The 22,843-nt window shown below is 57.4% G+C and carries 19 protein-coding genes; 6 read left to right on the top strand and 13 right to left on the bottom strand.

Features of this window, described 5'->3' with window-relative positions; translation table 11 throughout:
* Positions 1-7: 7 nt before the first annotated feature.
* Entirely contained in the window at positions 8-2,818 is a 2,811-nt protein-coding gene (locus VO84_RS17820; protein WP_058189087.1) for a serine/threonine-protein kinase, read from the bottom strand.
* A 264-nt stretch (positions 2,819-3,082) separates the two neighbouring features.
* On the opposite strand from VO84_RS17820, the gene VO84_RS17815 reads away from it, so the two are divergent.
* Positions 3,083-4,720, top strand: a complete 1,638-nt coding sequence (locus tag VO84_RS17815) for a phospholipase C (RefSeq protein ID WP_058189086.1) — start codon at positions 3,083-3,085, stop codon at positions 4,718-4,720.
* Between the two features lie 207 nt (positions 4,721-4,927).
* Complete coding sequence (locus tag VO84_RS17810) at positions 4,928-6,487, top strand: multicopper oxidase family protein (RefSeq protein ID WP_058189085.1); 1,560 nt, start codon at positions 4,928-4,930, stop codon at positions 6,485-6,487.
* Here the strand turns inward: VO84_RS17810 and VO84_RS17805 are convergent.
* The 3 genes from VO84_RS17805 to VO84_RS17795 form a co-directional block, all read right to left on the bottom strand.
* Complete coding sequence (locus VO84_RS17805; protein WP_058189084.1) at positions 6,484-7,233, bottom strand: response regulator transcription factor; 750 nt, start codon at positions 7,231-7,233, stop codon at positions 6,484-6,486. The genes VO84_RS17810 and VO84_RS17805 overlap by 4 nt on opposite strands.
* Positions 7,234-7,262: 29 nt before the next feature.
* Positions 7,263-7,634: a PilZ domain-containing protein gene (locus VO84_RS17800; protein ID WP_058189083.1), complete on the bottom strand. Its 372-nt coding sequence runs from the start codon at positions 7,632-7,634 to the stop codon at positions 7,263-7,265.
* 147 nt (positions 7,635-7,781) lie between these two features.
* The gene (locus tag VO84_RS17795) at positions 7,782-9,101 is read right to left on the bottom strand and encodes an ATP-grasp domain-containing protein (RefSeq protein WP_058189082.1); all 1,320 of its coding nucleotides are present in this window, start codon (positions 9,099-9,101) and stop codon (positions 7,782-7,784) included.
* Positions 9,102-9,375: 274 nt separating this feature from the next.
* Between VO84_RS17795 and VO84_RS22635 the strand changes: the two genes are divergently transcribed.
* The 3 genes from VO84_RS22635 (at position 9,376) to VO84_RS17785 (ending at position 11,545) form a co-directional block, all read left to right on the top strand.
* Positions 9,376-9,957 carry a hypothetical protein gene (locus VO84_RS22635; protein WP_157439982.1) on the top strand — a complete coding sequence of 194 codons (582 nt, stop codon included), beginning with the start codon at positions 9,376-9,378 and terminating at the stop codon, positions 9,955-9,957.
* Between the two features lie 86 nt (positions 9,958-10,043).
* Complete coding sequence (locus tag VO84_RS17790) at positions 10,044-10,826, top strand: hypothetical protein (RefSeq protein ID WP_157439981.1); 783 nt, start codon at positions 10,044-10,046, stop codon at positions 10,824-10,826.
* 344 nt (positions 10,827-11,170) lie between these two features.
* Positions 11,171-11,545 carry a hypothetical protein gene (locus tag VO84_RS17785; RefSeq protein WP_058189080.1) on the top strand — a complete coding sequence of 125 codons (375 nt, stop codon included), beginning with the start codon at positions 11,171-11,173 and terminating at the stop codon, positions 11,543-11,545.
* Between the two features lie 127 nt (positions 11,546-11,672).
* Here VO84_RS17785 and VO84_RS17780 read toward each other — a convergent pair whose 3' ends face one another.
* The 8 genes from VO84_RS17780 to VO84_RS17745 form a co-directional block, all read right to left on the bottom strand.
* Positions 11,673-12,674: an aldo/keto reductase gene (locus VO84_RS17780; RefSeq protein ID WP_058189079.1), complete on the bottom strand. Its 1,002-nt coding sequence runs from the start codon at positions 12,672-12,674 to the stop codon at positions 11,673-11,675.
* Between the two features lie 73 nt (positions 12,675-12,747).
* Complete coding sequence (locus VO84_RS17775) at positions 12,748-13,794, bottom strand: aminopeptidase (RefSeq protein WP_058189078.1); 1,047 nt, start codon at positions 13,792-13,794, stop codon at positions 12,748-12,750.
* Positions 13,795-13,957: 163 nt separating this feature from the next.
* Entirely contained in the window at positions 13,958-15,064 is a 1,107-nt protein-coding gene (locus tag VO84_RS17770) for a carboxylate-amine ligase (RefSeq protein WP_058189077.1), read from the bottom strand.
* Positions 15,065-15,139: 75 nt separating this feature from the next.
* Positions 15,140-15,628 (bottom strand): DUF3592 domain-containing protein, encoded by a 489-nt coding sequence (locus VO84_RS17765; protein WP_058189076.1) that lies wholly within the window; start codon positions 15,626-15,628, stop codon positions 15,140-15,142.
* Between the two features lie 59 nt (positions 15,629-15,687).
* Positions 15,688-16,755, bottom strand: coding sequence for an ATP-grasp domain-containing protein (locus VO84_RS17760; protein WP_058189075.1), 1,068 nt, complete (start codon positions 16,753-16,755; stop codon positions 15,688-15,690).
* Positions 16,756-16,851: 96 nt separating this feature from the next.
* The gene (locus VO84_RS17755) at positions 16,852-19,080 is read right to left on the bottom strand and encodes a DUF4139 domain-containing protein (protein WP_058189074.1); all 2,229 of its coding nucleotides are present in this window, start codon (positions 19,078-19,080) and stop codon (positions 16,852-16,854) included.
* A 105-nt stretch (positions 19,081-19,185) separates the two neighbouring features.
* Entirely contained in the window at positions 19,186-19,674 is a 489-nt protein-coding gene (locus VO84_RS17750; RefSeq protein ID WP_058189073.1) for a DinB family protein, read from the bottom strand.
* A gap of 18 nt (positions 19,675-19,692) precedes the next feature.
* Complete coding sequence (locus VO84_RS17745) at positions 19,693-20,403, bottom strand: esterase family protein (RefSeq protein ID WP_058189072.1); 711 nt, start codon at positions 20,401-20,403, stop codon at positions 19,693-19,695.
* 199 nt (positions 20,404-20,602) lie between these two features.
* On the opposite strand from VO84_RS17745, the gene VO84_RS17740 reads away from it, so the two are divergent.
* Positions 20,603-21,433, top strand: coding sequence for an alpha/beta hydrolase (locus VO84_RS17740; protein WP_058189071.1), 831 nt, complete (start codon positions 20,603-20,605; stop codon positions 21,431-21,433).
* Here VO84_RS17740 and VO84_RS17735 read toward each other — a convergent pair.
* Complete coding sequence (locus VO84_RS17735) at positions 21,430-22,836, bottom strand: Gfo/Idh/MocA family protein (protein WP_058189070.1); 1,407 nt, start codon at positions 22,834-22,836, stop codon at positions 21,430-21,432. The two genes, VO84_RS17740 and VO84_RS17735, sit on opposite strands and share 4 nt — an antisense overlap.
* Between the last annotated feature and the right edge of the window lie 7 nt (positions 22,837-22,843).

The raw sequence follows: 22,843 nt of genomic DNA, 5'->3' as shown, positions 1-22,843 counted from the left end.
TGCAGAGCTATTTCACCTGAGCGGCATTGCGCGCCTTGGCGATCAGTCCGTCGAAGCGTGGATCACTCCTCAGCGACTTGAGATCGTCGTCCTTTTCCAAATTGGCGGCATCGTTAAATCCGTGATCGATGGCCTGGTTCAGGTGCGCAAACGCTTCGTCTTTGTGTCCGGCGATGGCGGCTGCACAGGCGAAGTTGTACCACAGGTTTGGCTGCTGGGGCGGCCCGGCGCCACCGATCGCTTCCTGGAACAGCTTCTCTCCCTCGTCGTACCGGCCCAGATGGCTGAGCGAAGTGCCCAGATTCTCGAGCATACTCAGCAACAGGCGATCCCCAGGTTTCAGGGTCCGGCGACAGATTTGCAGGGCCTGGCTGTAGACGGACTCGGCCTGAGCGTAATTGCCCTCAAGGTAGTAGTCATAGGCAAGTTGTGACATCGTGGACATGGTAGAGCGGGCCTCGGGACCGGGCGCCCGACGCCGGATCTCCACGAGCTGGGTGAGCAGATCCTCAGCCTGCGCATACTTGCCTTCTGCGCGGTATACCCTGGCCAGTTGCTCCATTACTTCCAGGGTTGCGTTACTTTCGGGACCTAAGACACGCCGGATGCCTGGCAAAGTCTGGGTGAACAGATCCTCGGCTTGCGCGTTCTTGCCCTCTTCTGCGTACACCTCAGCCAGACCTGCCGTAGCATCCAGCGTGAAGGGGTCGTCCGTGCCCTTCGTCCGGAGACGTATTTCAACCAATTGCTTATAGAGCGCCTCGGCCTGCGCGAACTCTCTGGGTGAGAGAGAGAGGTTGGCTAGCTGTTGCATGGTCATGAGCGTTTTCGCATCTTCAAGGCCGAGCACTCGCCGCTGGATCTCAAGAATCTGGGTTAAGAGCGCTTTGGCCTGCGAGTATTCGTGCAGTTGATATTCAATATTAGCCAGCCCAGCCATACTCGAAAGCGTATCGGCATGTTCGGGCCCCAGTACACGGCGCTCGGTATCGATCGTCTTCCTTTCAAGCGCTTCAGCCTGTGCGTACTTGCCTTCACTGTTGTAAATACTGCTGAGTGCGGCTGCGAATCTCAGAGTCTTCGGATCATCGCTACCCAATTTACGGGTCAGCGCATCGAGGATTGGACTGACAAACGCATCGGCCTCTGTGTACTTACCTTGGTTGATCAGAGCTGAATCGTAGTTGTGCTCGTAGAGGAGAGTCTTGGGATCGGTATCTCCGTGCGCCCTGGTCTCCAGCGCAATAGACCGCTGAAAATGCTTCTCGCTCTGCGCGGGTAAGGCGAGATTCATGTAGGTGGCTGCGATGGTGTTCTCAATCTCAGCTTCCACCTCAGGTTGCTTATCAAACTTTCCGGCAACACTCTGAGATGCACGGTCAAGAGCTTTGCGTACTGTCAGATCAGGATCGACCTTGAATCCCTTTTCCGATTGCGAGAAAGCGCTGGCCTGATTCAACAAATCGTACTGAAGGAAGCGACTCACGGCCTTTGAAGTATCAGCTTCCGTGTTGGCCCGCTTTGTCTGCTCGTCGGCCAGATTGCGGTCGCGCAGGGCCTTGGCCTCGGAATCCAGCGCGCGATTGCGATCCTGCTCAGCCCGTTGCTCAGAAGCTTTGGCTTGTTGCTCCGCGGCTATGTCTTGTTGCTCTGCCTTCACTGCGCGGTCCCGTTCGCGGGTAGCTGCGCTCTGCGCTGAGAGCGCGGTATGTTCCGCGCTCCGTGCCCGCGTTGCCTCAAGGGTGCTGGCAATCACGCCAACCAGCAGCGCCAGGAAGACTGCGCTCACGCCGGCTACCAACGCCTTGTGCCGCCGCGCGAATTTCTGCACCTGGTAACTCACGCTGGGCGGCTGTGCCGCAATCGGTTCGTCCTTAAGGTGCCGCCGTATATCCGATGCCAGATCCGCAGCCGTTTCATACCGGCGTGTTCTGTCTTTCTCCAGCGCCTTGGCCACGATGGTTTCGATATCGCCGCGGTAACTGCGGTGAATCGAGCTCAGCGGCGCCGGATCCTCTTCGCGGATTACGCGGATCATCTCGTGAATCGCTACCCTGACCATGCTGTAGGGCAGCTTGTCGGCCAGCAGCTGGTAGAGGATCACTCCGAGCGTGTATACATCGCTGCGTATGTCGAGCTCTTCCGGGTTGGCCAGAGCCTGTTCCGGGCTCATGTACGCGATTGTGCCGACGAGTTGGCCTATGTCCGTCTGGCGAGTAGCATCTGCATCGGAATTGGTGACACGTGCCACGCCGAAATCCAGCACCTTGGGCTGGCCATCCGCATCCACCAGGATGTTGCCTGGCTTGAGGTCGCGATGAATGATGCCGCGCTGATGGGCATGATTGACGGCGTCGCATACCTTGGCCATCAATTCCAAACGGGCGCGCACATTCAGATGCTGCTCGGAGGCGTAAGCCACCAGCGGCTGCCCTTCGATGAATTCCATGGCGAAATAGGGCTGGGGTCCGAAACCGCTGTCGGCTGTGCCGGCCTCGTAGACCTGAGCAATGCCGGGATGCTGCAAGCGACCAAGCGCCTCAGCCTCTTGCTGGAAACGGCGAAAAAGGTCGGTCGTGACGATGCCAGCCTTAATTACCTTGAGAGCAACCAGCCGGTGCGGGTTCTGCTGCTCGGCCTTAAAGACAGTGCCCATCCCGCCTTCGCCGAGAAGGCTCAGGATGCGATAAGGACCGATAGTCTCTGGAAGGAGACTCGCCGCGTGGCTTGAATGCGGCATTGGCGCTGTCGTCGCAGTGGCTTCAGGATCGAAGACACCGGGATCAGAGGTTGGCGGGGGTGGCGTTGGCTTGTCCATGCGAGGATTTCCCCTTTCTTGCCGGGTAATTGCCGATGGGGAAGTGCGGCAAAGATAGCACAGCAATGCAACGATGGCTATAGTCTCAAGCGCAAAACCGGCTCTGACTTCCGGCCGTTTATAACTTCCTTACGAAATAAACTAAGTGGTGGATTCTGGTGAACTTATTGTTCGGGATGTAGCGGGCGATTCACGCCATGTTCACGTGAAACTTCTATTACTTCTGAGGCGCGATACTCAAGGCGCTCAGGAGGACTGTAAATTATGGAGAAGCTTGCGGCAGTTACGCTGGCCACATTGCTTGTGGCCGGGACCATGCCAAGCCAGATGTACGCTGCTGACCACGGCGGTAGCGCCCCGACTGCAACACCCATCAAGCATCTTGTGGTTATCTTTCAGGAAAATATCTCTTTCGATCACTACTTCGGTACCTATCCTTATGCGACCAACCCCAAGGGCGAGCCTGCGTTTTACGCCAAGCCCGGCACACCGTCCGTAAATAACCTGCTCGGCGGACTGCTCGAAAACAATCCGAATTTGCTGAACTCCGCAAACAGCACAGGCGCAACGAATCCCTTCCGTCTGGACCGCAGCCAGGCTGCGACGATGGATCAGGATCATGACTATACGCCGGAGCAGGCGGCCTTTGACCACGGCCTGATGGATGCGTTTCCGCTTTCGGTCGGCGTTGCCGGCCCGCCGCCCACTGGCGGCCCGAATGCAAAGATTACCGCGACGCCGGGCCTGACCATGGGCTACTACGACGGCAACACGGTGACGGCTTACTGGAACTATGCGCAACGCTATGCAATGAGCGATGACTCGTATGGAACAAACTTTGGGCCTTCGACCGACGGCGCGGTGAACCTGATCTCAGGCCAGCTGAACGGCGTGACCGAGGATGTGAATGCGAGCGGCTCGACGATCGGCGACGGCAATGGTGGTCTAACCCTGATCAGCGATGCCGACCCGGTAGGTGATGCATGCTCGACGACGACTGGCGAGCTGGTTCGCTTCGGCGGCAAGAATATCGGCGACCTTCTGAACAAGGAAGGCGTGACCTGGGGCTTCTTTGAAGGCGGATTCGATCTGAAGACCACAAACTCCAACGGGACCACAGGCTGCAAGCGCAGCACTACTTCCACCGTAACGGCCACCAACAAGGCTGACTATATTCCGCACCATGAGCCGTTCCAGTACTATCCTTCAACGGCGAATCCGACGCACGCACGTCCGTCCTCAACTTCCAACATCGGCTACTCCGATGCTGCCAACCACCAGTACGACATCAATGACTTCTATTCGGCACTGAAAGAGGGAAATCTTCCGGCTGTCTCTTACCTCAAGGCTCCCGGCTATCAGGATGGACATGCAGGCTACTCCGATCCGCTGGACGAGCAGAACTTTGTGACGACGACGATCAATGCACTGCAGAAGTCACCTGATTGGGATTCGACAGCGGTCATCATCGCCTATGACGACTCCGACGGTTGGTACGATCACCAGCAGAGCCCGATCATGAACCAGTCCGCAACGGCGGCTGACATCGTGAACGGTCAGCCCTCCTGCGGAACAGGCACCAAGGCGCTTGCCGGTGTTGCCTCCGGCACGGAGCATGCACAGGGCCGCTGCGGTTATGGCCCTCGTCTGGTGCTTCTGGTGGTTTCTCCGTGGGCCAAAGGAAACTTTGTGGACCACACGATCACCGACCAGACTTCCGTTCTGCGCTTTGTGGAAGACAACTGGCTCAGGGGCGAGCGGATCGGCGAAGGTTCCTTCGACTCGATCGCGAACTCGCTCGACAACATGTTCGACTTCAATCGCATGGGCAATGATGGACAGTTCATTCTCAACCCAAGCACCGGGCTCGTGGAACAGGAACGCCACGGTAACGGCTGGTAAGAAACGCAAGCGTCAACAAGTCTTAACAGGAAGGGAGCGCGGAGAATTCCTTCGCGCTCCCTTCCTTATATCGCGGGTTGCAGGAATATAGTCACAGCGAGAGAGCCTTTTCATTTGATTACACGAAGAAGATTTATCAGCCGCTCAGCATGGGCAGCCGCAGGTGTGTGCGCCGCGACACGAATGCAATCGCAGAACGCGCCAACAATGGGACACGGTGCTGGACATGCAACCGGCCACATGCAGGTTCCACTTGCAAAGAAGCAGATACCGAACATCGATCCCGACAGCCTGGCGCGTTGGGTGGATGCGTTGCCGATGCCGCAGATTGCGCGGCCCGTGGAACGCCGCGCAGCTCCGGATGGGAGCGGAAAGAGCGTGCCGTTCTACCGCGTATCGATGCGCGCGGCGAGTATGAAAGTACACCGTGATCTGCCGGCGACGAATTTCTGGGCTTTTGGCGGCGCAGTGCCCGGCGTGCAGTTTGAAACGCGCAGCGGCGAAGGCCAACTGATCGAATGGGCCAATGAGCTTCCGGCGAAGCACTTTCTGCCCATCGATCACACGCTGCACGGCGCGGAAAAGGGCCTTCCCGAAGCGCGCGGCATTGTGCATCTGCATGGCGGACGAACGCCGGCCGACAGCGACGGCTATCCGGAGGACTGGTATGCGCCGGGCCAGTCGCGCACGTATTACTATCCCAATCGGCAGGATGCCGCGCTGCTGTGGTATCACGACCACGCAATGGGGATTAACCGGCTGAACATGTATGCCGGACTCTTTGGCCTGTATGTTGTGCGTGATGAGGCCGAGGACGCGCTTGGCCTTCCGAGCGGAAAGTATGAGATTCCGCTGGTGCTGGCCGACCGCGACTTTACGCCGGATGGGCAGCTGAGCTATCCGATTTCCGCCTACCCCGGCCAGCCGTGGGTTCCGGAGGCATTTGGCGAAGCGCATCTGGTGAATGGCAAGCTCTATCCCTATCTCGACGTCGAAGCACGCCGGTACCGCTTCCGCATTCTGAATGCCGCCAATGGTCGCTTTTATCGGCTGTCGCTCTCCGGCGGTGGCGAGATAACGCAGATCGGCAGCGACCAGGGGCTGCTGAGCGCGCCGGTGAAGCTGAAGTATCTGCAGCTTGCTCCGGGCGAGCGCGCCGATGTGGTGATTGACTTTGCCGAGCATCGCGGCGAGAAGCTTGTGCTGGGCAGCGAACCGTTCGAGCTCGTTCAATTCCGCGTAAGCGCGCAGGCGGCGAACGATACCAGTTCCCTGCCCGCGACATTGCGGCCTGTGCAGCGCATTGGGGAATCAAACGCGGTGCAGACGCGAAGGCTGACGCTGGACGAAAACCTGAACCTGGTGGCCGAGTCGAAGGGCATGCTGCTGAACAACACGCCGTGGCACGCTCCGATTACCGAAAAACCGGTGCTGGATACGACCGAAATCTGGGAACTGGTGAACCTGACCGACGACGTGCATCCGATTCACCTGCACATGGTGCGGTTCCAGGTGCTGGACCGGCGGAAATTCGACGCTTTTGACTACATGAACTACGACAAGCTGCGCTTTACCAGCGAACCGCTGGCGCCGGATGCCAATGAGATGGGATGGAAGGACACGGTGCGCGTGAACTCGCACACGGTCACGCGGATCATTGTGCCGTTTGCGGGCTATGCCGGGAAATACGTGTGGCATTGCCACATTCTGGAGCACGAAGACAACGAGATGATGCGGCCGTATGAGGTGGTGGCAGCGAAGAGTTAGCGGCCTGCTGCCTTCTGCTGAGGCGCGGGCTCTTCTTCGGCATCCGGTTGGATGATTTTATTGTGCAGGCAGTAGAGCGCGAGCTCCAGGCGGTCGCTTACGCCGAGCTTGTCATAGATTTTGCGGAGATAGTTCTTGATGACCTGCTCGGTGGTGCCGAGCTGGTAGGCGATCTCCTTGTTGCGCTTGCCCTGCGTAATGCAGGTAATGATAGCCATCTCTTTGGGCGATAGACGGGGTTGGCTGCGCGGATTGACGAGCGCAGCGGCCTGGGCGCGGTAGGCCTCGATGACCCAGTTGACGGACTGATTGTCGATCCAGGTTTCGCCCGCAGCAATACGGCGAACGCAGCGGACGAGCAAGTCCGGCGAGATGGAGCGGGAGATGATGCCCCGGACGCCCCGGCGATAGAGCTCGACAGTGTGATTTTCGTCGTTGACGGGTGACTGGACTATAAGCTTGATGTCGGGCGCGATGGCCAAAAGCTCTGGAATGGTGTTGATAGAACTGGCGAGGAGTACGCCTTCCACCAGGACTACGTCCGTGGGATAGCGCTCGATGGAGGCCTTCAGGCTCTCCAGGGAATCAGCCTGCGCGACGACGCGGAGGTCGTCTTCAAGCGCAAAGATCTTACGAATGCCGACACGGAAAATAGCTTGCGAATCCGCGAGAATGATGCGGATGGCGCCTGGTTTTGCCGCAACGTCCTGCGTTCCGGTCTCTGGGGAATCTTCCAAAAAGTTCATGACGGGGTAACGTAACGCCCGCCCACATGTTACTGCTCTACAAATCGATAGTCATCAATTGTGGCGGCAACACGCGGCAGCGAGTTACTTAAGGAGCAGCGTACCACACGCCCACGGCACTCTACCAGCACATCCTTTGAGGTACCAAGGATAGTACCCGGCATTTCCATGGAAAAAACAATGGATTCGCCGACCGGAAATGCAATCTCTGTCTCGAAGAGGACACCACTGGCCGAGATATCGCAGGTAATTGCTGGCTCATTGCCACCGTCACGGAAGATCGAGACGGGCAGCGCGAGCGGAAAACGCACGGCGCAGCGCACATTCCGGGCCGGAGCAGCCGGCTGGTCGTCGTTTCCGTAAATCAATGTGAAGCCGAGTTTTGCTGCTTGCTGGTTCATATCTGGGCCCGCGCCGGGAGGTGTTGCATGTTTCACTCTATTTGACAATTCCTTCTGCAACCACGGCACAAAAGTATCCAGAAAAGTAACCGGCGAATGGCACTGTAGTGATAGCACTGGGCATGAAAATCGCACACACAGGCATCACTAAGCAACGGGGAAAAACGCCCCCGAGGCTCCTACCCACTCCAGATTACGATTGTGGTCTACACCCATCATACGACCTCTGCCCAGCCGGGCAAGCGAAATCGCAGGAAAAAGCTCGCCGCCATCCGGCCAGAGGTAGAGAATGCGGATTTCAAACTGGGTGGCGCCGAAGGGAGTTTCTATGGTGGGGACGAAGCTCATGCGCTGCTGGAGGAGGTAATCGCCGCGGTTTTCGGGCGGAATGGCCAGAAGCTGGGCATGCGTGGGGTCGAACTGGATGCCCTTGCCGGCGAAGGAGAAGAGCGGTTTTAGAAGAAGGCTGGAATAGACTGCATCAGTGGAAAGGGCCGGGAGAGGGACGCCGGCGGATTCGAGCTGAATGCGGCCGGGACCGGCGAGGAAGTCGCTGACAAAGACAGAGGGAGGGACGACGGGGTCGGGCTCGAGGGACGGCTGCCCATCGGATTGCGCTTCGGGACGGCAGAGAAACGGGATGGAAAACTTGCTGATAAGGAAGTACCAGTTTGGGTGGCCGGCCCATTCCACGTTCCAGGAGCGCTCCAGATCGAACTGGAGTTGGATATTGCTGGCAATAAGCTCGTCTGCGATGGCGCGGTTATAGATGCGGGAGATTGGGATGCGGCGGCCACCGGAACCCCGGTAGGTGAGGCGGGATCCTTCCGGCTCAATTGAGGCGATGTCGACGACAGCGATGCCGAGCTTCTGTGCCGTGAGGTTGAAGTCCGGAAGCGTTTTCTGATGGAACGGATCGACCTCTGTTAAGACTACAGTTTCCGGGTCGTGCGAACCGACGATCGTCTTGCCGAGGAGCTGCCAATAAGAATCTTCGTTAAGGCCAGACAAAAAAGTTTCCGGCCGAGCCTGTAACCTGTCATTAAATTTCGCATCCAACGAATAAATGTCGCGATAAGCAGCATTTAGAATAGCCTGGTAGGCATATACGGAAGGAAAGGCCTGTAATTCGACGAGGCGCGGACTGAGTTGGCCGTCGCTGTCACGGATAAGGGCGAAATCCGCGGTCAGGAAGTTAGGCCGGGATGTTTCCGAGGCCACACGGTAGCCGGCTGGAATAGCCAGGCGGGCTGCGGCCAGGTAAGCGGGATCAGCAGTGAGGCGCTCGGAGAGGCGGATCCCAGATTGAGCGATGCCATCGAGCAGGTCACGGGTCAGAAAGATGGGAGTCTCCGCCACCCGAAACTTCACTGGTACACCACAGCGCTGATGCAAAAGTGCGAGTAGCTCTGCGTATTGGGCAGGTGTATAGTCCTGGTTGAAGTGAGAACGAAGATTAACAATCACAAAAGATCCTTCCTATACCGATACATGTAACACTACGATTGCTCTTCCGTTCGCTATTCACTCTAATATGCCGGCTTAGGCCGGCTTTTGCCTTGTGAAGTGGTGTAGAAGCTGTCACTAGCGTGTCAGGTTTTAACTATAAGAATGGTACCTCTATGGTAACGCATCGTTATTACCAAAGAGTTTCTAAATTGTTACTTTTGTAGTGAATTTCACTCACGCTCTGACGTACCCTTTGGTTACAAAGTTCCACCTGGAAAAGGAGTTTTTCCCAATGATTTCAACAGTCAACAAGCTGCGTCTCGTTATGTTTGCCATGGTTTCTCTTGCCTCCGTAAATGCGTTTGCCGAGGGACCAATGCTGCCTACGCCGACCCCTCCAGGTGGTGGTTTTACCTCCAGTACATCTGCTCAGGGCCCCATGCTTCCCACGCCCACGCCTCCGGGCGGTAGCTACATCGGTCACGGACCGATGCTGCCCACACCCACACCTCCGGGTGGTGGAATGGTAGCGACCGTTGCGGCTGGTCCTATGCTCCCGACCCCCACGCCTCCCGGCGGTAGCTATGTTGGTCACGGACCAATGCTGCCGACACCCACACCTCCCGGTGGCGGAATGGTAGCTATTGCGGCTGGCCCGATGCTGCCAACGCCGACGCCTCCCGGCGGTAGCTATATTGGCCACGGTCCCATGCTGCCGACGCCAACGCCTCCAGGTGGAGGAATGGTAGCCGCCGTTGCTGGTCCCATGCTTCCCACGCCGACGCCTCCGGGCGGTAGCTACATCGGTCACGGTCCCATGCTGCCCACACCGACGCCCCCAGGTGGCGGAGTTGTGAGCGCTGACAGGGTGTAATAATGTTAGACTCGTATCGTTCTTATTCTTGCCGAAATAAGATTCACGTGTCGGGAATACTGCTTCCGTAGAACAGGAGACCCGCAGTGTCGCCGTTAGACACAGCATTAATGTGGAGCGGTTTCGCGGCGCAGGTGGGATTGGTTGCGCTGCTGATCTGGAGGCGTGCCTACAAGCGCTTGCCTCTGTTTTGCCTCTACGTTCTGTGGTCGGTGATCAGTGACTCGCTTGGTTTTTTGCTCGCTACGCGCTCTTGGAATTCCTACTCCCATTTCTACCCTTACGAGATGTCGCTTGACTGTGTGCTCCAATTCTGTGTGCTTGTGGAGCTTGCGTGGTCGGTATTGAAACCGCTGCAATCGTCCCTCCCACGCTGGACGGTACCGGCGATTGCAGGTCTAGTTCTAATTGCGGGAGTGGCTGTCTGGCCAATTTCGGGCACCACATTGATGCACGGGCTTCCGCCGGAATGGCATTTTTTCCTCCGCCTGCGACAGACGGCCTCAATGCTGCAGATTCTGTTTTGCGTGGTTCTGGCGGGAGGCAGCCATCTGCTTTCTATCAACTGGCGAGACCGCGAATTGCAGGTGGCCACAGGGCTGGGATTTTATTCGCTGGTGAGTCTGGCGGTGTCACTATTACATGCGCAGATGCCGCAGGTGGCCCACTACCATAAGGTAGATCAGCTCCTGCCGGGGGCTTATCTGTGCGCCCTCGTCTACTGGGCGTGGAGTTTTGCACAGCAGGAGGCAGTACGGCAGGAGTTCACCCCGCAGATGCGAAGTTTTCTGCTTACGGTTTCCGGAGCTGCACACTCAGGACGTATTGCATTGCAGGGAAATGATTTACGGGGAAATCGGCGGGGCTAAAACAGTGTTAATATGGATTAAGGACGTGAAACGTTACTTTAGTCCAATACACTATTGAGTGTACGGAAACGGTCGATTTTTATCATTTTGTGCTTGCATCGAACGACGGATTTGTTCAAACTTGGGTTCAAGCAGTTAATTAATATGAATGTGGTTGTTCATTCCCGCGAAGTGGCGAGGAATGCAATCCGAGGTAATCGATGATTTTACCTTTGCTGCAGGTATTAATTTTTGCGGCCTTGGTCACATGGTTTGTGCGTTGGCGAGCTGCCGCAAAGCGGCGTAGCCAGCAAACGTGGGACTCTTTGATGTCACGGCTCCGAGTGGATTGGAGCGCACGTGAGTTGAGCGACAACTTCCTTTGGAAGGAAGGCTTGAACGCCACTCCGGATGATGCCTGGACTCGTATGGAAGGTCCGCGCGGCCTGTGGGCGATTTATCAGAACGCTGGCGTGATGATGGAGATGGCTGGTTATGCGGCACGGAACTGCCCGGATGTGGATCTTGTGCTGGTCGCGACGCTTCGCAGTGACGCGATGCAGATTCGGCTGTGCGTGCTGATGGGATTGGCCCAATACGGTTTTACGCAGGCAAGTGAAGGCGTGCGGATCAATGCATATCGCGCAGCCGATATGTACTCCAGCATGGCGGCGCGCATGACGCAACTGCTCCAGGAGAATGCAGCGGTGGTACTGCCTGACTTTGTCGCAGCGATGTAAGCGAGGAAGGTTATTCCCCCGCAGAATGGCAACTGATTGCTTTCTGCCCTGATAAACAAGATTGCCCCCGGCCAAGGCCGGGGGCAATCTTTTGTGCTTTGCATTTGCAGACGGCTGCGCGCTTCGCTTATACCGGGTTTTCCGCCAGGAAGCTGTTGATGCGGGCATACTCCTCATCGCTGAGACGGAATTCGAGTGCGGGAGCAAGACCATCGACCTGTGTCGCGCTGCGGCCGCCGACGATAGCCGCTGTGATGGCAGGATTACGGAGCGTCCAGGCGACAGCAACGACTCCGGGCTCAATGCTGGCCTTAACACTACGGCTGGCCCCGATCTCGCGAAGCAACTCAACAAGACGCAGATTACGGCTGAGCCGCGGTTCGTTAAATTCCACTGCCTTGCGGCGCCAGTCATCAGCGGGCATGGCGGCTACGCGCTCTGCGCTCATTTTGCCGGTGAGCAGGCCGGAAACCATGGGCGAGTAGTTGATGACACCAATGTTGTTGGCCTGCGTGAAGGGCAGGATCTCTTCTTCGATGGCGCGGCGAAGCATGGAGTAAGGCGGTTGGAGGCTGGTGATGGGCGCAATCTGCTGCGCGCGCTTCATCTGCGCCACGTTGAAGTTCGACACGCCGATCCAGCGCAGTTTGCCCTGCTTCTGAAAGCGGGCCAGAGCTTCCCAGCCTTCTTCGATTTCGGCCTCAGGCATAGGCCAGTGAATCTGGTAGAGGTCGATGGTCTCGACGGCGAGGCGTCGCAACGAGCCCTCAATTTCCTCCGCCAGCGAGTCAGCCTTGAGCGAGCGATAGATGGAACGGTCCGCATCCCAGCGCATGGAGCACTTGGTGAAGACATAAGGCTTGTGGCTGGTGGTTTTGAGAGCGCGCGCAACAACTTCTTCCGAGTGGCCGAGACCGTAGATGGCAGCTGTATCGATCCAGTTGACGCCAAGGTCAAGCGCGCGATGAATGGCTTCGATGGATTCGCTGTCGTCCTGCGGACCCCAGCCATAATCCCAGTTGCCGCCGCCAATAGCCCACGCGCCAAAGCCGATAGGCGTGAGGTGCAGGTCAGAGTTGCCCAGAGTCCGAAGTTGATTGCGAAGTGCGGGCGAAGATGTAGTGGTCATACCATCAGCTTAGATGCACGCCGCAATACAAGGCTGCGGAAATCCATAGTGTTCGAGCGCGCTCCAGATGATGCTATGCGGCGATGAGGAACTTGCCGTCGCGCATAATCTGCTCTTCACCCTCGTCGGTTTCGAGCCAGATGTTGAAGCCAAGGCCGACAACGTCAATGTGCGTCGAAGAGCGCCAGGGAGCGCCGGTGTGCTCGCCGTAGGGATTGCCGAAGGCGATGTGAATACCGGGAAATTTTTCGTCCTGCAGGATGTTGCCAATCACGTGATCGACGCCAAGATTGGTGCCGATGGCGAACTCGCCCACGCGATCCGAGTTTTCATCGGTGTGGGTATATTCCCAGAAGTCGGCCTCAAGCTGTTTGTTCTTGCTCTTGCAGCTCACAATGCGATTCTCGCGAATTTCGATGGTCAGAGGAGTGCCCGCCAGCAGGCCATAGCGCGCGCAGAGCCAGTCGCCCACCACACCATCCACAACAAAGGTACCGTTCACTTCACCCGGCGAGGTGAAACACTCGCCGCCAGGCAGGTTGCCCCATTTCTCCGGCGAAATGATGCCGGAGGTCTTGAACCACTTGTAGCCGGGATTCATCTCCGAAACGATGTTCGTTCCCGCAGCGGTAGTGGCGCGGATACGGTGCGCACGGCGCACGCGATCGAGAACCTGCTGTGAGAGGCGATCCACGCGGTTGAAGTCGGCGCGCATGCCCTGGCACATCACATCCGATGTGATGTTCACCATGTGCGCGTGGCGCATGTGGCGGCGGTTCACCACGTCCGTCATTTGCATTCGAGAGCGAAGCTCATTGGCCTGCACCTGGACAGCGAAGATGGAGACCTCTGAAGTTTCCATGTCGGAAAGAACCTCGGCGGGCATATCGACGAGCGGGCGCGGAGCCAGGTCTTCGAGGATGAAGGCGTTCCATGTGCAGCCGTTCTTTTCAAGCTGCACAGCAAGCGAAGCACCAATCGCCTTGGTCTGCACGTCTGTGATGAGCGTGACCTTCTCCGACGGCTGAATTCGCAGGCATGTGGTCACGGCAGAGCGTGCACCCTCAATGAAGTCAGCGGGATATGGCAGGGAGAGCAGTTGCGAGGCGGTTGCAGTCATGCGTTGTACGATGTTGCTCCTTGCTGGATGCGTATTTATTCAGATTAACGGGAAATTCAACGAAATGGAACCATCCGCAGCTGGACCGGCTGCACCTTCGGCATCATTCCGGCGAAATTTAGTGCTATTACAGGCACATCTATCCATACTGCTTTGGCTGTGATCACAGCCCTTCCGCGGTCTCCTGCGCCATGTAATCGACGACGGCCTTGAGGTCGCCTTTCGTTTCCTCAAAGACCTTGAGCTGGCGATCAGCGCCGGTGCCTGTCTCCATGATTTTTCGAATGCCTTCAATGGCCCAGCGGCTATCGAGCTCATCTACAACAGGATCGATAAGCGCAAGATACTCTTCAAGAAGCTCGCGCTCGGGAACTTCGGTCTGCTTGCCGAAATCGATGAGCTTACCCTCCAGGCCGTAGCGTACGGCACGGAATTTGTTCTCCATCAGCAGAGGCCGCGCGTAGTGACGGTAATCCAGGTTGGACTCATGGAGCTGGTAGAGATAGGCAGCGGTGGCCTGGATGAGTGCGGCGATGGCGACGGTCTCTTCGGCGCGGAGTGGGATGTCGCAGGCGCGGACTTCAACGGTGTTGAAGAACGGATGCGGCCGGATGTCCCACCAGATCTTCTTGGCGTTGTCGATGCAGTTGGTCCGGATCAGCAGATTGACGTAGTTCTCGAACTCGCTGTAGCTTTGAAAAGCATCCGGGATGCCGGTGCGCGGAAAGTTCTCAAAGACCTTGGCACGGTAGCCCTTGTAGCCAGTGTTCAGGCCCAGCCAGAAGGGCGAATTGGTAGCAAGCGCCATGATGTGCGGGAGAAAATAGCGCATCGAGTTCATGATTTGGATGGCGGCTTCGCGATCTTCGATGCCCACGTGAACGTGCAAACCGAAGATGAGATTTGCGCGCGCGGCCAGTTGCAGTTCTTTGACAACCTGATGGTAGCGTGGGTCAGGATAAATCTGCTGCGTGCGCCAGTCAGCAAAAGGGTGGGTAGCGCCGGCAACGAGTTTCAGCTTGTGCTCATCGGCAAGGCGAATCATCTGGCGACGGAGATCGTAGATGTCTTCCTTGGCCTCAGTGATATTGCGGCATACGCGCGTGCCCACTTCGACCACAGACGTGTGCATTTCGGCCTTGACGCGCTCCTGCAGGCGCAGCTTGCCCACGGCGAGCATCTCGGTTTCAATGTGCGAACGAAGGTCGCGCGTGACCGGGTCGATGGTCTGGTACTCTTCTTCGATGCCGAGCGAGAAGGATGGCCGCATTAGTGCTCCTGATCTGGGAAAACGGAGTACAGCTTGCGGGTATTGTACGGGATGGTAGCGAAATATCCGCTGTGTCTACGAAATCGGTACGTCCTGCACCACTCTATTTCGGTGCCTCTGCATATGACGCAGGAGCAAATATCCAATGAGTGCGAACACGGCCCCGACGACGCCGAATACCAGTGAGTTGAGCCACAGTTGTGTGCCCGAATCGATACTGGCGCGCATCGGATTGGATGGAATATAGCGCACGTTCACGCCTTGTCCTTCTTCAAACTCAGGAGGATTGGAAGCAGCTGAAGCGTGAACGGTATAGTTCTTTCCATCTTCTGCAACGAAGGAAAAAACGGGAGCATAATTTACAGTGTGATTTTCCGAATCGGTTTGCGCTTCGAGGCGAATCACTTTGCCGGTTGTAGCAATGCTTTGTGCAATAAAAATGCGTGTGTAAACCCCAAAGCCAATTCCTACTAAAAAAAGACAACATCCGCCATATAATGCGCCTTTGGCAAAAGCCAATTCCCACAGAGCGAACGGGCGAGCGAGTAAACTACTGATTTTCATGCAGAAAAATCTAGCAGATCAATACTTCCTGCGGAAATAGAATCCGCAGGAAGATTCAATTATGCAGTAGGCGTGTTTCCTGTTTCAGGAGTGGGTGCGGCCTTCTTCGTCGCAGATTTCTTTTCCGTCTTCTTCTCGACCTTCTTCGCAGCCTTCTTTGCCGGCTTCTTTGGAGCGGACTTCTTCACAGGCTCGGGCTCAGCACCGAGAAACGCAGACCACTTGAGATTGAGGTGCTCGGGAGCGAGCTTCGCCTTGGCGATCGCGAGGTCCGCAACTTCCTTCACAATCCAGTCGAAGCTGGCCTGGCCGACGGAGTGCAGATCGGCGTCCGGAGCAGGGTTCATGAAGTCGATGGCGTAGGGAATGCCATTTTCGACGGCAAACTCAACGGTATTCAGGTCATAGCCCAGCGCGCGGCAGAGCTTGAGCGCATCCTGCTCCACGCGCTTGAGAAGCTTCTTGTCATAGGCCGGCGGATCCTGGATGTAGCGCTCATGGTGCGCGCGCCGCGGATCGTACGGCATGATGTGGACCTTCTTCTGGCCGACAACGTAGCAGCGGAAGTATTCATTGAAATCGACGGCCTTCTGGTACAGCATGCATAGCTCGTGCGATTGATCGAAGGCCGCGAAGAATTCTTCGCGGTTGTGAATGTGATACACGTCACGCCAGCCGCCGCCATCCACGGGCTTCATAAAGCCGTGCAGGCCAACGTATTCGAAGACTGATTCCCAGTTGAGCGGATATTCAAGGTTGCGCATCGACCGGTCTGTAGTGCCTTTGGGATGCTTTTTGTGCGGCAGAATGACGGTGGGCGGAACGGCGACGCCGAGCTTTTCCGCAAGCGTGTAGTTGAAAAACTTGTCGTCTGCCGACCACCAGAAGGGATTGTTGATGATAACAGTGCCGTTGATGGCAGCATGCTTGAGAAAGGCCCGATAGAAAGGGATGTCGTGCGAGATGCGGTCCACGATGACGGCATACTGCGGCGCCTTATTCATGTGCACGGCGCCGGTTTCAACGAACTCTGCGTGAATTCCCTCAACATTGCGCGCGTTGATGTGCTCCACAAGCGCGCCGGGGAAGCTGTTTTCCATACCGAAGAGTACGCCGATTTTCTTCATCCCTAATTGCCTCCTATATGTAGTGCGGAGCGGCATGCAAAATACTGCCCGTATATAGTCAGTTTACGGCAAACACAGGAAGCGCCACCGGCCCTCCTACCGGGTTGTACTCTGCGTAGTAACTGAGAGGTCGGAGTCGAAGGATATCTGTGCGATGAGCTCGTCCAGGTGCGCCTGCGCGGCTTCGCGATCTTTTTCGAGCAATTCACGCTGCTGGCGCGCCTGCTGCAGCGCGTCCTCTGCGCGAGTGAGTTCATCGACGAAACGCTTGGCGGCCTCATTGCCCTTGAGCGCGGTAACGTTCTCTCGCGCGCGGGCTTCATCGTCAGCGAGAGTTTTTTCCTTTTGCTGGAGCGCAACGATTTTTGCATTGAGATCGCTGACGGCGGTTTCGGCATCGATGAGCGGACGAAGCTTCTGCTCGAGATCAGGCGAGTACTTGCTGGCATTCACAAGATAATCCGAACGGAAGTTGTTCTGCTGGCTGATGTAGACACTTTCGTTGAGTTTGGCGCTTTCGCCTACGTGAAGAGTGGCCGTCTGATGCGGTTGCACGACGACGCGGAAGCGATAACCGGAAGCGGTGGTTTCAGCGGGAGCAAGATCTGATTTGAGATCGGCGTTGGGATAGCGCTGATGCTCGATGATGACGGTGCGCGGCTCATCTGCGCCGTTCGCGACAGTGTAGTTGGAATCCATGAGCAAGGTAGAGGACTCCACGATGACACCCTTGCGCATGGCGATATGGTGCAGGGTGCTCGTGTTGGTGCCGTTCACGCGGCGAATCTTCACCGCCTGATCGACAGCGTAAGAGAGCAGACGCTTTTCGCCGGGATGGATGGGGTCGAGCAGACCTTCACCGGCGAACTCGCCGCCTTCAAAGATGGAGAAGCTGCCCGAGTCAAGCGTGAGCTTCGATGTGTTGTTGAGCCAGACAGCACGCAGCGGCGCTCTCTCACGCTCAGACCAGAGGGTGACATGCTCGGCGGGAAGCTGCTCCTGCAGAATGGGCACCATGGCAGACTCATTCTTGCGAATAGTGACGGGCTGTGTGAGTGCGTAAGCGAAAAAATCATCGAAGGCGTTGGTAGAAACGCTGCCGGAATCAAACGCGTCCGAAGCGCGAAAAACTCCGCCAATGTGCTCGATCCCCCCGCCGAAATTGCCGCCGACACCTGCGCCGTAACCATTGCCGTTGCCAGAGCCAATACCTCCGCCGGAGCCGGTGCCGCGGGCTTCCAATGCGTCCATTGACCCGGCGTTGACCATGACTGTTTGTGAAGCAGCCCCAGGTGCCATCTTTGCCAGTTGGCTGACATCGCGCCCAGCCAATGGCGCATTTATGATCTCCGCCGCATCATGCGTCTGCGGGACGGTCTGCGCGTTGACAGCAATAGGAATCTCGGGACGATGTGTATACAGCGGCTGCGAGAGCGGCTGAATGAAACTTTGCGGCGCGCCGGCCACGAGCGAAAGCTGGACATTCTCCCAGTCGGAGCCGACAGTGTTATCGACGACAGCCCATCCCTGAATGGTGGCGTCGCCTTCCGCATGTGGGAAGACAATGCGGTAGGTAGATTTCCAGATGGGAACCTCACTGATGTAGCTGACGCGGAGCTGGCGTTGCCCTTGCCCAAGCGCGCTGAGAGTAAGATGACGCACCTGGCGATTCTGCCCGGAAGCAATCGTCTCAAGATAGCTTGCAAACTGCTTCTGCAGCCCGGTATCGGTCATGCGAACCGATACAGCATCTGTCAGGTCCGCGGTGCGCAATGCTCCTGCATCGGTGGCAACGATAAGAAAGTAGTGATCGTTTGTCGAAGCGCCGTTCTTATCCGTCATCGTGCGGAACTCAATGTTGACAATTCGTCCACTGATGGGCGCGCCAGATCCACTGACCTCAACATGTTGGCCGCGAAGAGCCTGGTAGATGGCAAGCGTGGGCGGAAACTCCATGAGGCCAAGAGCCAAAGTCCGCAACTGCTCGGCGATGGGCGTGGTGGAGTTGTAATTCACGCCCGCGATACGCCCACCGCCTTCATCAAGCACAGTAAGCGACTGCAGCACGTCGTTCAATTGCGACGAGGTGAAGTCGATGCCGACGCGCTGATTTCCGGTGACAGAGCCCGCGTGCTCAAAATAGCCGACGCCATTTTTGTAAAGCACAACGCGGCGAACGGGCAGGTCCCTGATCACGTTTGCGCTGGCGGATGAGGAGGAGTCGGATGCGGCGGGAGCAGTCTTTGGAGCAGGTTTCGGAGCAGGTTCAGCGTAGAGGTTGGTCAGGAGCGAAGCAAGGCACACTAAGGCAAAACCACGATTCACGGGGTCCTCCAATACAGCAGTTATCGCTGCTGAGTTGGACACCGTCCGGTGAAAAATGGTTCCAGCGCGTGAGAGGAAAATCTTTTTGCTGAATGAGAGTCCAACTTATGCGAACTGCGCAGCGATGCGCTCAAGCTGGACAAGATGATTCAGGTCGTGCCCAGCCATGGTCTCAACAATCGTCAGGAAAGTCATGGCGCCGCGCTCCGGATGCGAAACAGGTCGTGACGCAGCAGCAGGCAGAGCATTTGCGATGAGATGGAGATTCCAGTTCCTGATAGAGCTGAATACGCGGTGCGCTTCGCCGGCCGAGATACCGGAGTACGTTGCAGCCCACTTGTCCTGATCGAAAGGCTGAACGATGGGATGATCTTCCGCTAATGTCTGCCGCAGACGGAACCCAAAGACAAGCTCGCAATCTGCAAGGTGGGCGACAATTTCTGCGGGAGACCACTTGCCGGGCGCAGGCTGCACAGTGGACTTGTCGGCTCCGATCTCAGCGAGACAAATTGCGACTTTATTGGGGGTGAGCTCAAGAATCCGCTCCACCGGCCGTCCATCAAGAAACTTCTCGTAAGGATTCTGTGCGCTCATCGCTTGCCTCCGGTTGTCTTACAAGTACTCGCGCAGCATCTGCTGCCATGTGGGCCAGTCGTGCGAGTTCCACGTGTCCCAGACAAATAGCTTGTGCGGAATGCCCTTGTCGTTGAAGATGCGATCCATGTTCTGGTTCTGGCCAAGACACTGGTCGTCCCAGCCGGTGCCGAAGACCCATGTATTGCGGCGATAGCGCTCAAGAAACCAGGGATCGCCGAGACTCGGCAGAAACTGCGTTGGCTGATTGAAATACACATCCTGATCATGGTAGCCGTCGAGGAAGTTTGCCAGATCGAATGCGCCGGACATGGAGAGCATGCCGGTAAAAACATCCGGATGGCGCAGAGCCACGTTGAGCGCATGGTAGCCGCCAAAGCTGCAGCCCAGTGAGACAAGATGCGGGTTGCGGTTCTTCTGCCGGATCAGCGGCACCACCTCGTGAATGAGGTAGTCGTCAAACTGCGCGTGGCGGGCAACGCGCCAGCGGGGCGAGACGCGCCTGTTGTACCAGCTTTCGTGGTCAATGGAGTCAACGCAATAGACCTGCAGATGGCCGCCGTTGATGCGGTCGGCAAGCGCGCCGATCATGCCGCGATCTTCAAACTCAAAGAAGCGGCCGCCCGATGTGGGGAAGACGACGACAGGCAGGCCGGTATGCCCGAAGACGAGCAGTTCCATGGAGCGGCCAAGCCGAGGCGAGTGCCATTGATGATATTCGCGATTCATCTTTTTTAAATGGCCCCTGAAGAAGGTTGGAGAAGCGTCCGATTCTTGCTACTGTAACAGGGTACTGCGCGTACGGCGAACTGCGCCTTCGGCGCCGGCAGTTGCGCACAGGATGGCTTCGGAGACCTCTCACCGGTGTCCGCGGCACTACATTCGAAATCAGGATTGGTAACAACGAATTTTGGAACTGAGTTTGGAAATGCAAGCTGGAGCGCGGGCTGAGGGTCTGCTGGCACGCGATTTACTGACGCCACACCCACGGCTGAAGCTGCACCACGGCTTCAAGAGCCGCTATCTGCCAAACGAGCGCGACGTGGTTGTTTACCTGCCGCCGGGCTACAACCGCGAGACTGAGCGGAGCTATCCGGTGCTGTACATGCACGACGGGCAGAATCTGTTTGATCCCAAGACATCGTTCATAGAAGGGCGTACGTGGCAAGTGCGCGAGCAGGCCGATGCGGCCATTGAAGCTGGCGATGTAGAGCCGCTCGTGATCGTGGGCATTTACAACACCGGCGAGCACCGGCTGGCCGAGTACACTCAGGAACGCGAAGCGCAGCGCGGCGGCGGCGAGGCCGATAAGTACGGCAAGCTGCTGACGCGCGAGTTGCTGCCGTGGATTGCCTCGCAATACCGCGTACGCACGGACCGGGAATCGACCGGCATGGGCGGCTCATCCTTAGGCGGGCTGGTAACGCTGTACCTTGGGCTCAAGTATGCGTCGGTATTCGGCAAGCTGGCCGTGATGTCGCCGAGCGTGTGGTGGGCGCACAAGGGCATTCTCGGCTGCGTAAACGAGCATGCGCCGCAAATATGGGACAAGCCGCGCGTATGGCTGGATGTGGGCGACCACGAAGGCCGCAAGACGCTGCGCGATGCCGAGCAGTTGATGCGGCGGCTCAAAGCCAACGGATGGATTCCCGAAGAGTCAATGCACTTTGAGCGCGTAGAAGGCGGCACGCACGATGAAGCGAGCTGGGCAACCCGCGTGCGGCCCATGCTGCAGTTTCTTTTTCCTGGAGCAAGTTAGCTCAGCACATACGGCAAGCGCTGCGGACGCGACAACATGCCGTTCGCCTGCTGATCATCCTTGAAGCGCTCCTTGACCGGGTCCCAGTAAAGCTTGCGATTCAGCACCATGGCCATGTCATGCAGTAGGCAGGTGGAGCAGGCGCGATGGCCCATCTCCGCTGGCGAAATCGGTTCCCTGCGGCTGATGACGCACTCCAGCCAGTTGCCGTGCTGCTCCTTGCTCTCGTAGAGGTGAATCTCATCCGGGCCAATGACGGACTTGATGATGGCTGGATCGCTCGATGCCAGCGCCGTGTTGTCAGCAAGTTTTTTCACCGGATCAGAGCCAGTCACCTGCTCGTTGCCGCGCGAGACAAATATCCAGCCCTTGCTGCCGTAAAACTTGATGCCGTTCGCAAAGTCGCCGCTGATGGTCATGTGCACGCCTTTCGACGACACATCATTCGGCGCGTAGACAGCTTGAGTTTTGAAAGATCCGTGCACGTCCCATAGGCCTTCCTTCGGAAACTGCGCTTCGCCCCAGATTTCGATTGGGCCTGTGAACTCCGTGTTCATGCCCCAGTGCGCGCTGTCCACGTGGTGCGCGCCCCAGCCGGTAATCATGCCTGCGCCGAACTGCCGGCAGCGCAGCCAGCCCGGACGGCTGTAACCCTGCGGCGGATGCACGCGGTCCACTGTGTAGTAGACATCCGGCGTTTCCCCAAGCCACATCTCGTAGTTAAAGCCGGCTGGAACCGGCATCTGAGTCTTTTCGCCGCCTGCGGGGTCGCCGGGCAGGCCTATCTCCACGCGCTCCAGATCGCCGATGCGACCGTTGCGCACAAGCTCTGCTGCGTAGCGAAACTGCACCGTGGACCGCTGCTGGCTCCCGATCTGCAGAATGCGTCCCGTGGACTGCACAGCATTCGACATCGCACGGCCCTCGGAAATCGTGAGCGAGGCCGGCTTCTGCACGTAGACGTCTTTGCCTGCGCGCACAGCGTCAATCGCGATCAACGCGTGCCAGTGGTCGGGCGTGCTGATCACCACGGCATCAATGTCCTTGTTGGCAAGCAGTTCGTGATAATTCGCGTAGTCTGCGGTACCGTCATAGGTCTTGCCGGTCTTCTTGGTGTAGAAATCGTTGATGAACTGCTTCCCTTCCACCACGCGATGCGCATCCAGATCGCAGACGGCGACGATGCGTGCGTTGTCATACTGCAGAATGCCGGGCATGTCATGCACACGCGAGATGCGACCCACGCCGATAGCCCCGACGTTGACGCGCTTGGACGGCGCATACTGGCCGAAGACACTGGCTGGAACGATAGACGGAAAGCCAAGCGCGGCCGCTGTGCCAGCGACCTGTTGAATAAATTTGCGACGCGAACTAATTGAGAGATTCGACGGTAGTTTTTTCATGGCAGCT

The sequence above is a fragment of the Occallatibacter gabretensis genome (assembly GCF_001449115.1).
Classification (GTDB): Bacteria; Acidobacteriota; Terriglobia; order Terriglobales; family Acidobacteriaceae; genus Telmatobacter; species Telmatobacter gabretensis.
The sequence above is the reverse complement of the archived record's forward strand: the minus strand, read 5'-3'. Positions and strand labels throughout refer to the sequence as shown.

Bases quoted from the DNA above. Each gene is read 5' to 3' on its own strand.
- VO84_RS17820 (WP_058189087.1), bottom strand. From the start codon at position 2,818: ATGGACAAGCCAACGCCACCCCCGCCAACCTCTGATCCCGGTGTCTTC.
- VO84_RS17815 (WP_058189086.1), top strand. From the start codon at position 3,083: ATGGAGAAGCTTGCGGCAGTTACGCTGGCCACATTGCTTGTGGCCGGG.
- VO84_RS17810 (WP_058189085.1), top strand. From the start codon at position 4,928: ATGGGACACGGTGCTGGACATGCAACCGGCCACATGCAGGTTCCACTT.
- VO84_RS17805 (WP_058189084.1), bottom strand. From the start codon at position 7,233: ATGAACTTTTTGGAAGATTCCCCAGAGACCGGAACGCAGGACGTTGCG.
- VO84_RS17800 (WP_058189083.1), bottom strand. From the start codon at position 7,634: ATGAACCAGCAAGCAGCAAAACTCGGCTTCACATTGATTTACGGAAAC.
- VO84_RS22635 (WP_157439982.1), top strand. From the start codon at position 9,376: ATGATTTCAACAGTCAACAAGCTGCGTCTCGTTATGTTTGCCATGGTT.
- VO84_RS17780 (WP_058189079.1), bottom strand. From the start codon at position 12,674: ATGACCACTACATCTTCGCCCGCACTTCGCAATCAACTTCGGACTCTG.
- VO84_RS17775 (WP_058189078.1), bottom strand. From the start codon at position 13,794: ATGACTGCAACCGCCTCGCAACTGCTCTCCCTGCCATATCCCGCTGAC.
- VO84_RS17770 (WP_058189077.1), bottom strand. From the start codon at position 15,064: ATGCGGCCATCCTTCTCGCTCGGCATCGAAGAAGAGTACCAGACCATC.
- VO84_RS17765 (WP_058189076.1), bottom strand. From the start codon at position 15,628: ATGAAAATCAGTAGTTTACTCGCTCGCCCGTTCGCTCTGTGGGAATTG.
- VO84_RS17760 (WP_058189075.1), bottom strand. From the start codon at position 16,755: ATGAAGAAAATCGGCGTACTCTTCGGTATGGAAAACAGCTTCCCCGGC.
- VO84_RS17750 (WP_058189073.1), bottom strand. From the start codon at position 19,674: ATGAGCGCACAGAATCCTTACGAGAAGTTTCTTGATGGACGGCCGGTG.
- VO84_RS17745 (WP_058189072.1), bottom strand. From the start codon at position 20,403: ATGAATCGCGAATATCATCAATGGCACTCGCCTCGGCTTGGCCGCTCC.
- VO84_RS17740 (WP_058189071.1), top strand. From the start codon at position 20,603: ATGCAAGCTGGAGCGCGGGCTGAGGGTCTGCTGGCACGCGATTTACTG.
- VO84_RS17735 (WP_058189070.1), bottom strand. From the start codon at position 22,836: ATGAAAAAACTACCGTCGAATCTCTCAATTAGTTCGCGTCGCAAATTT.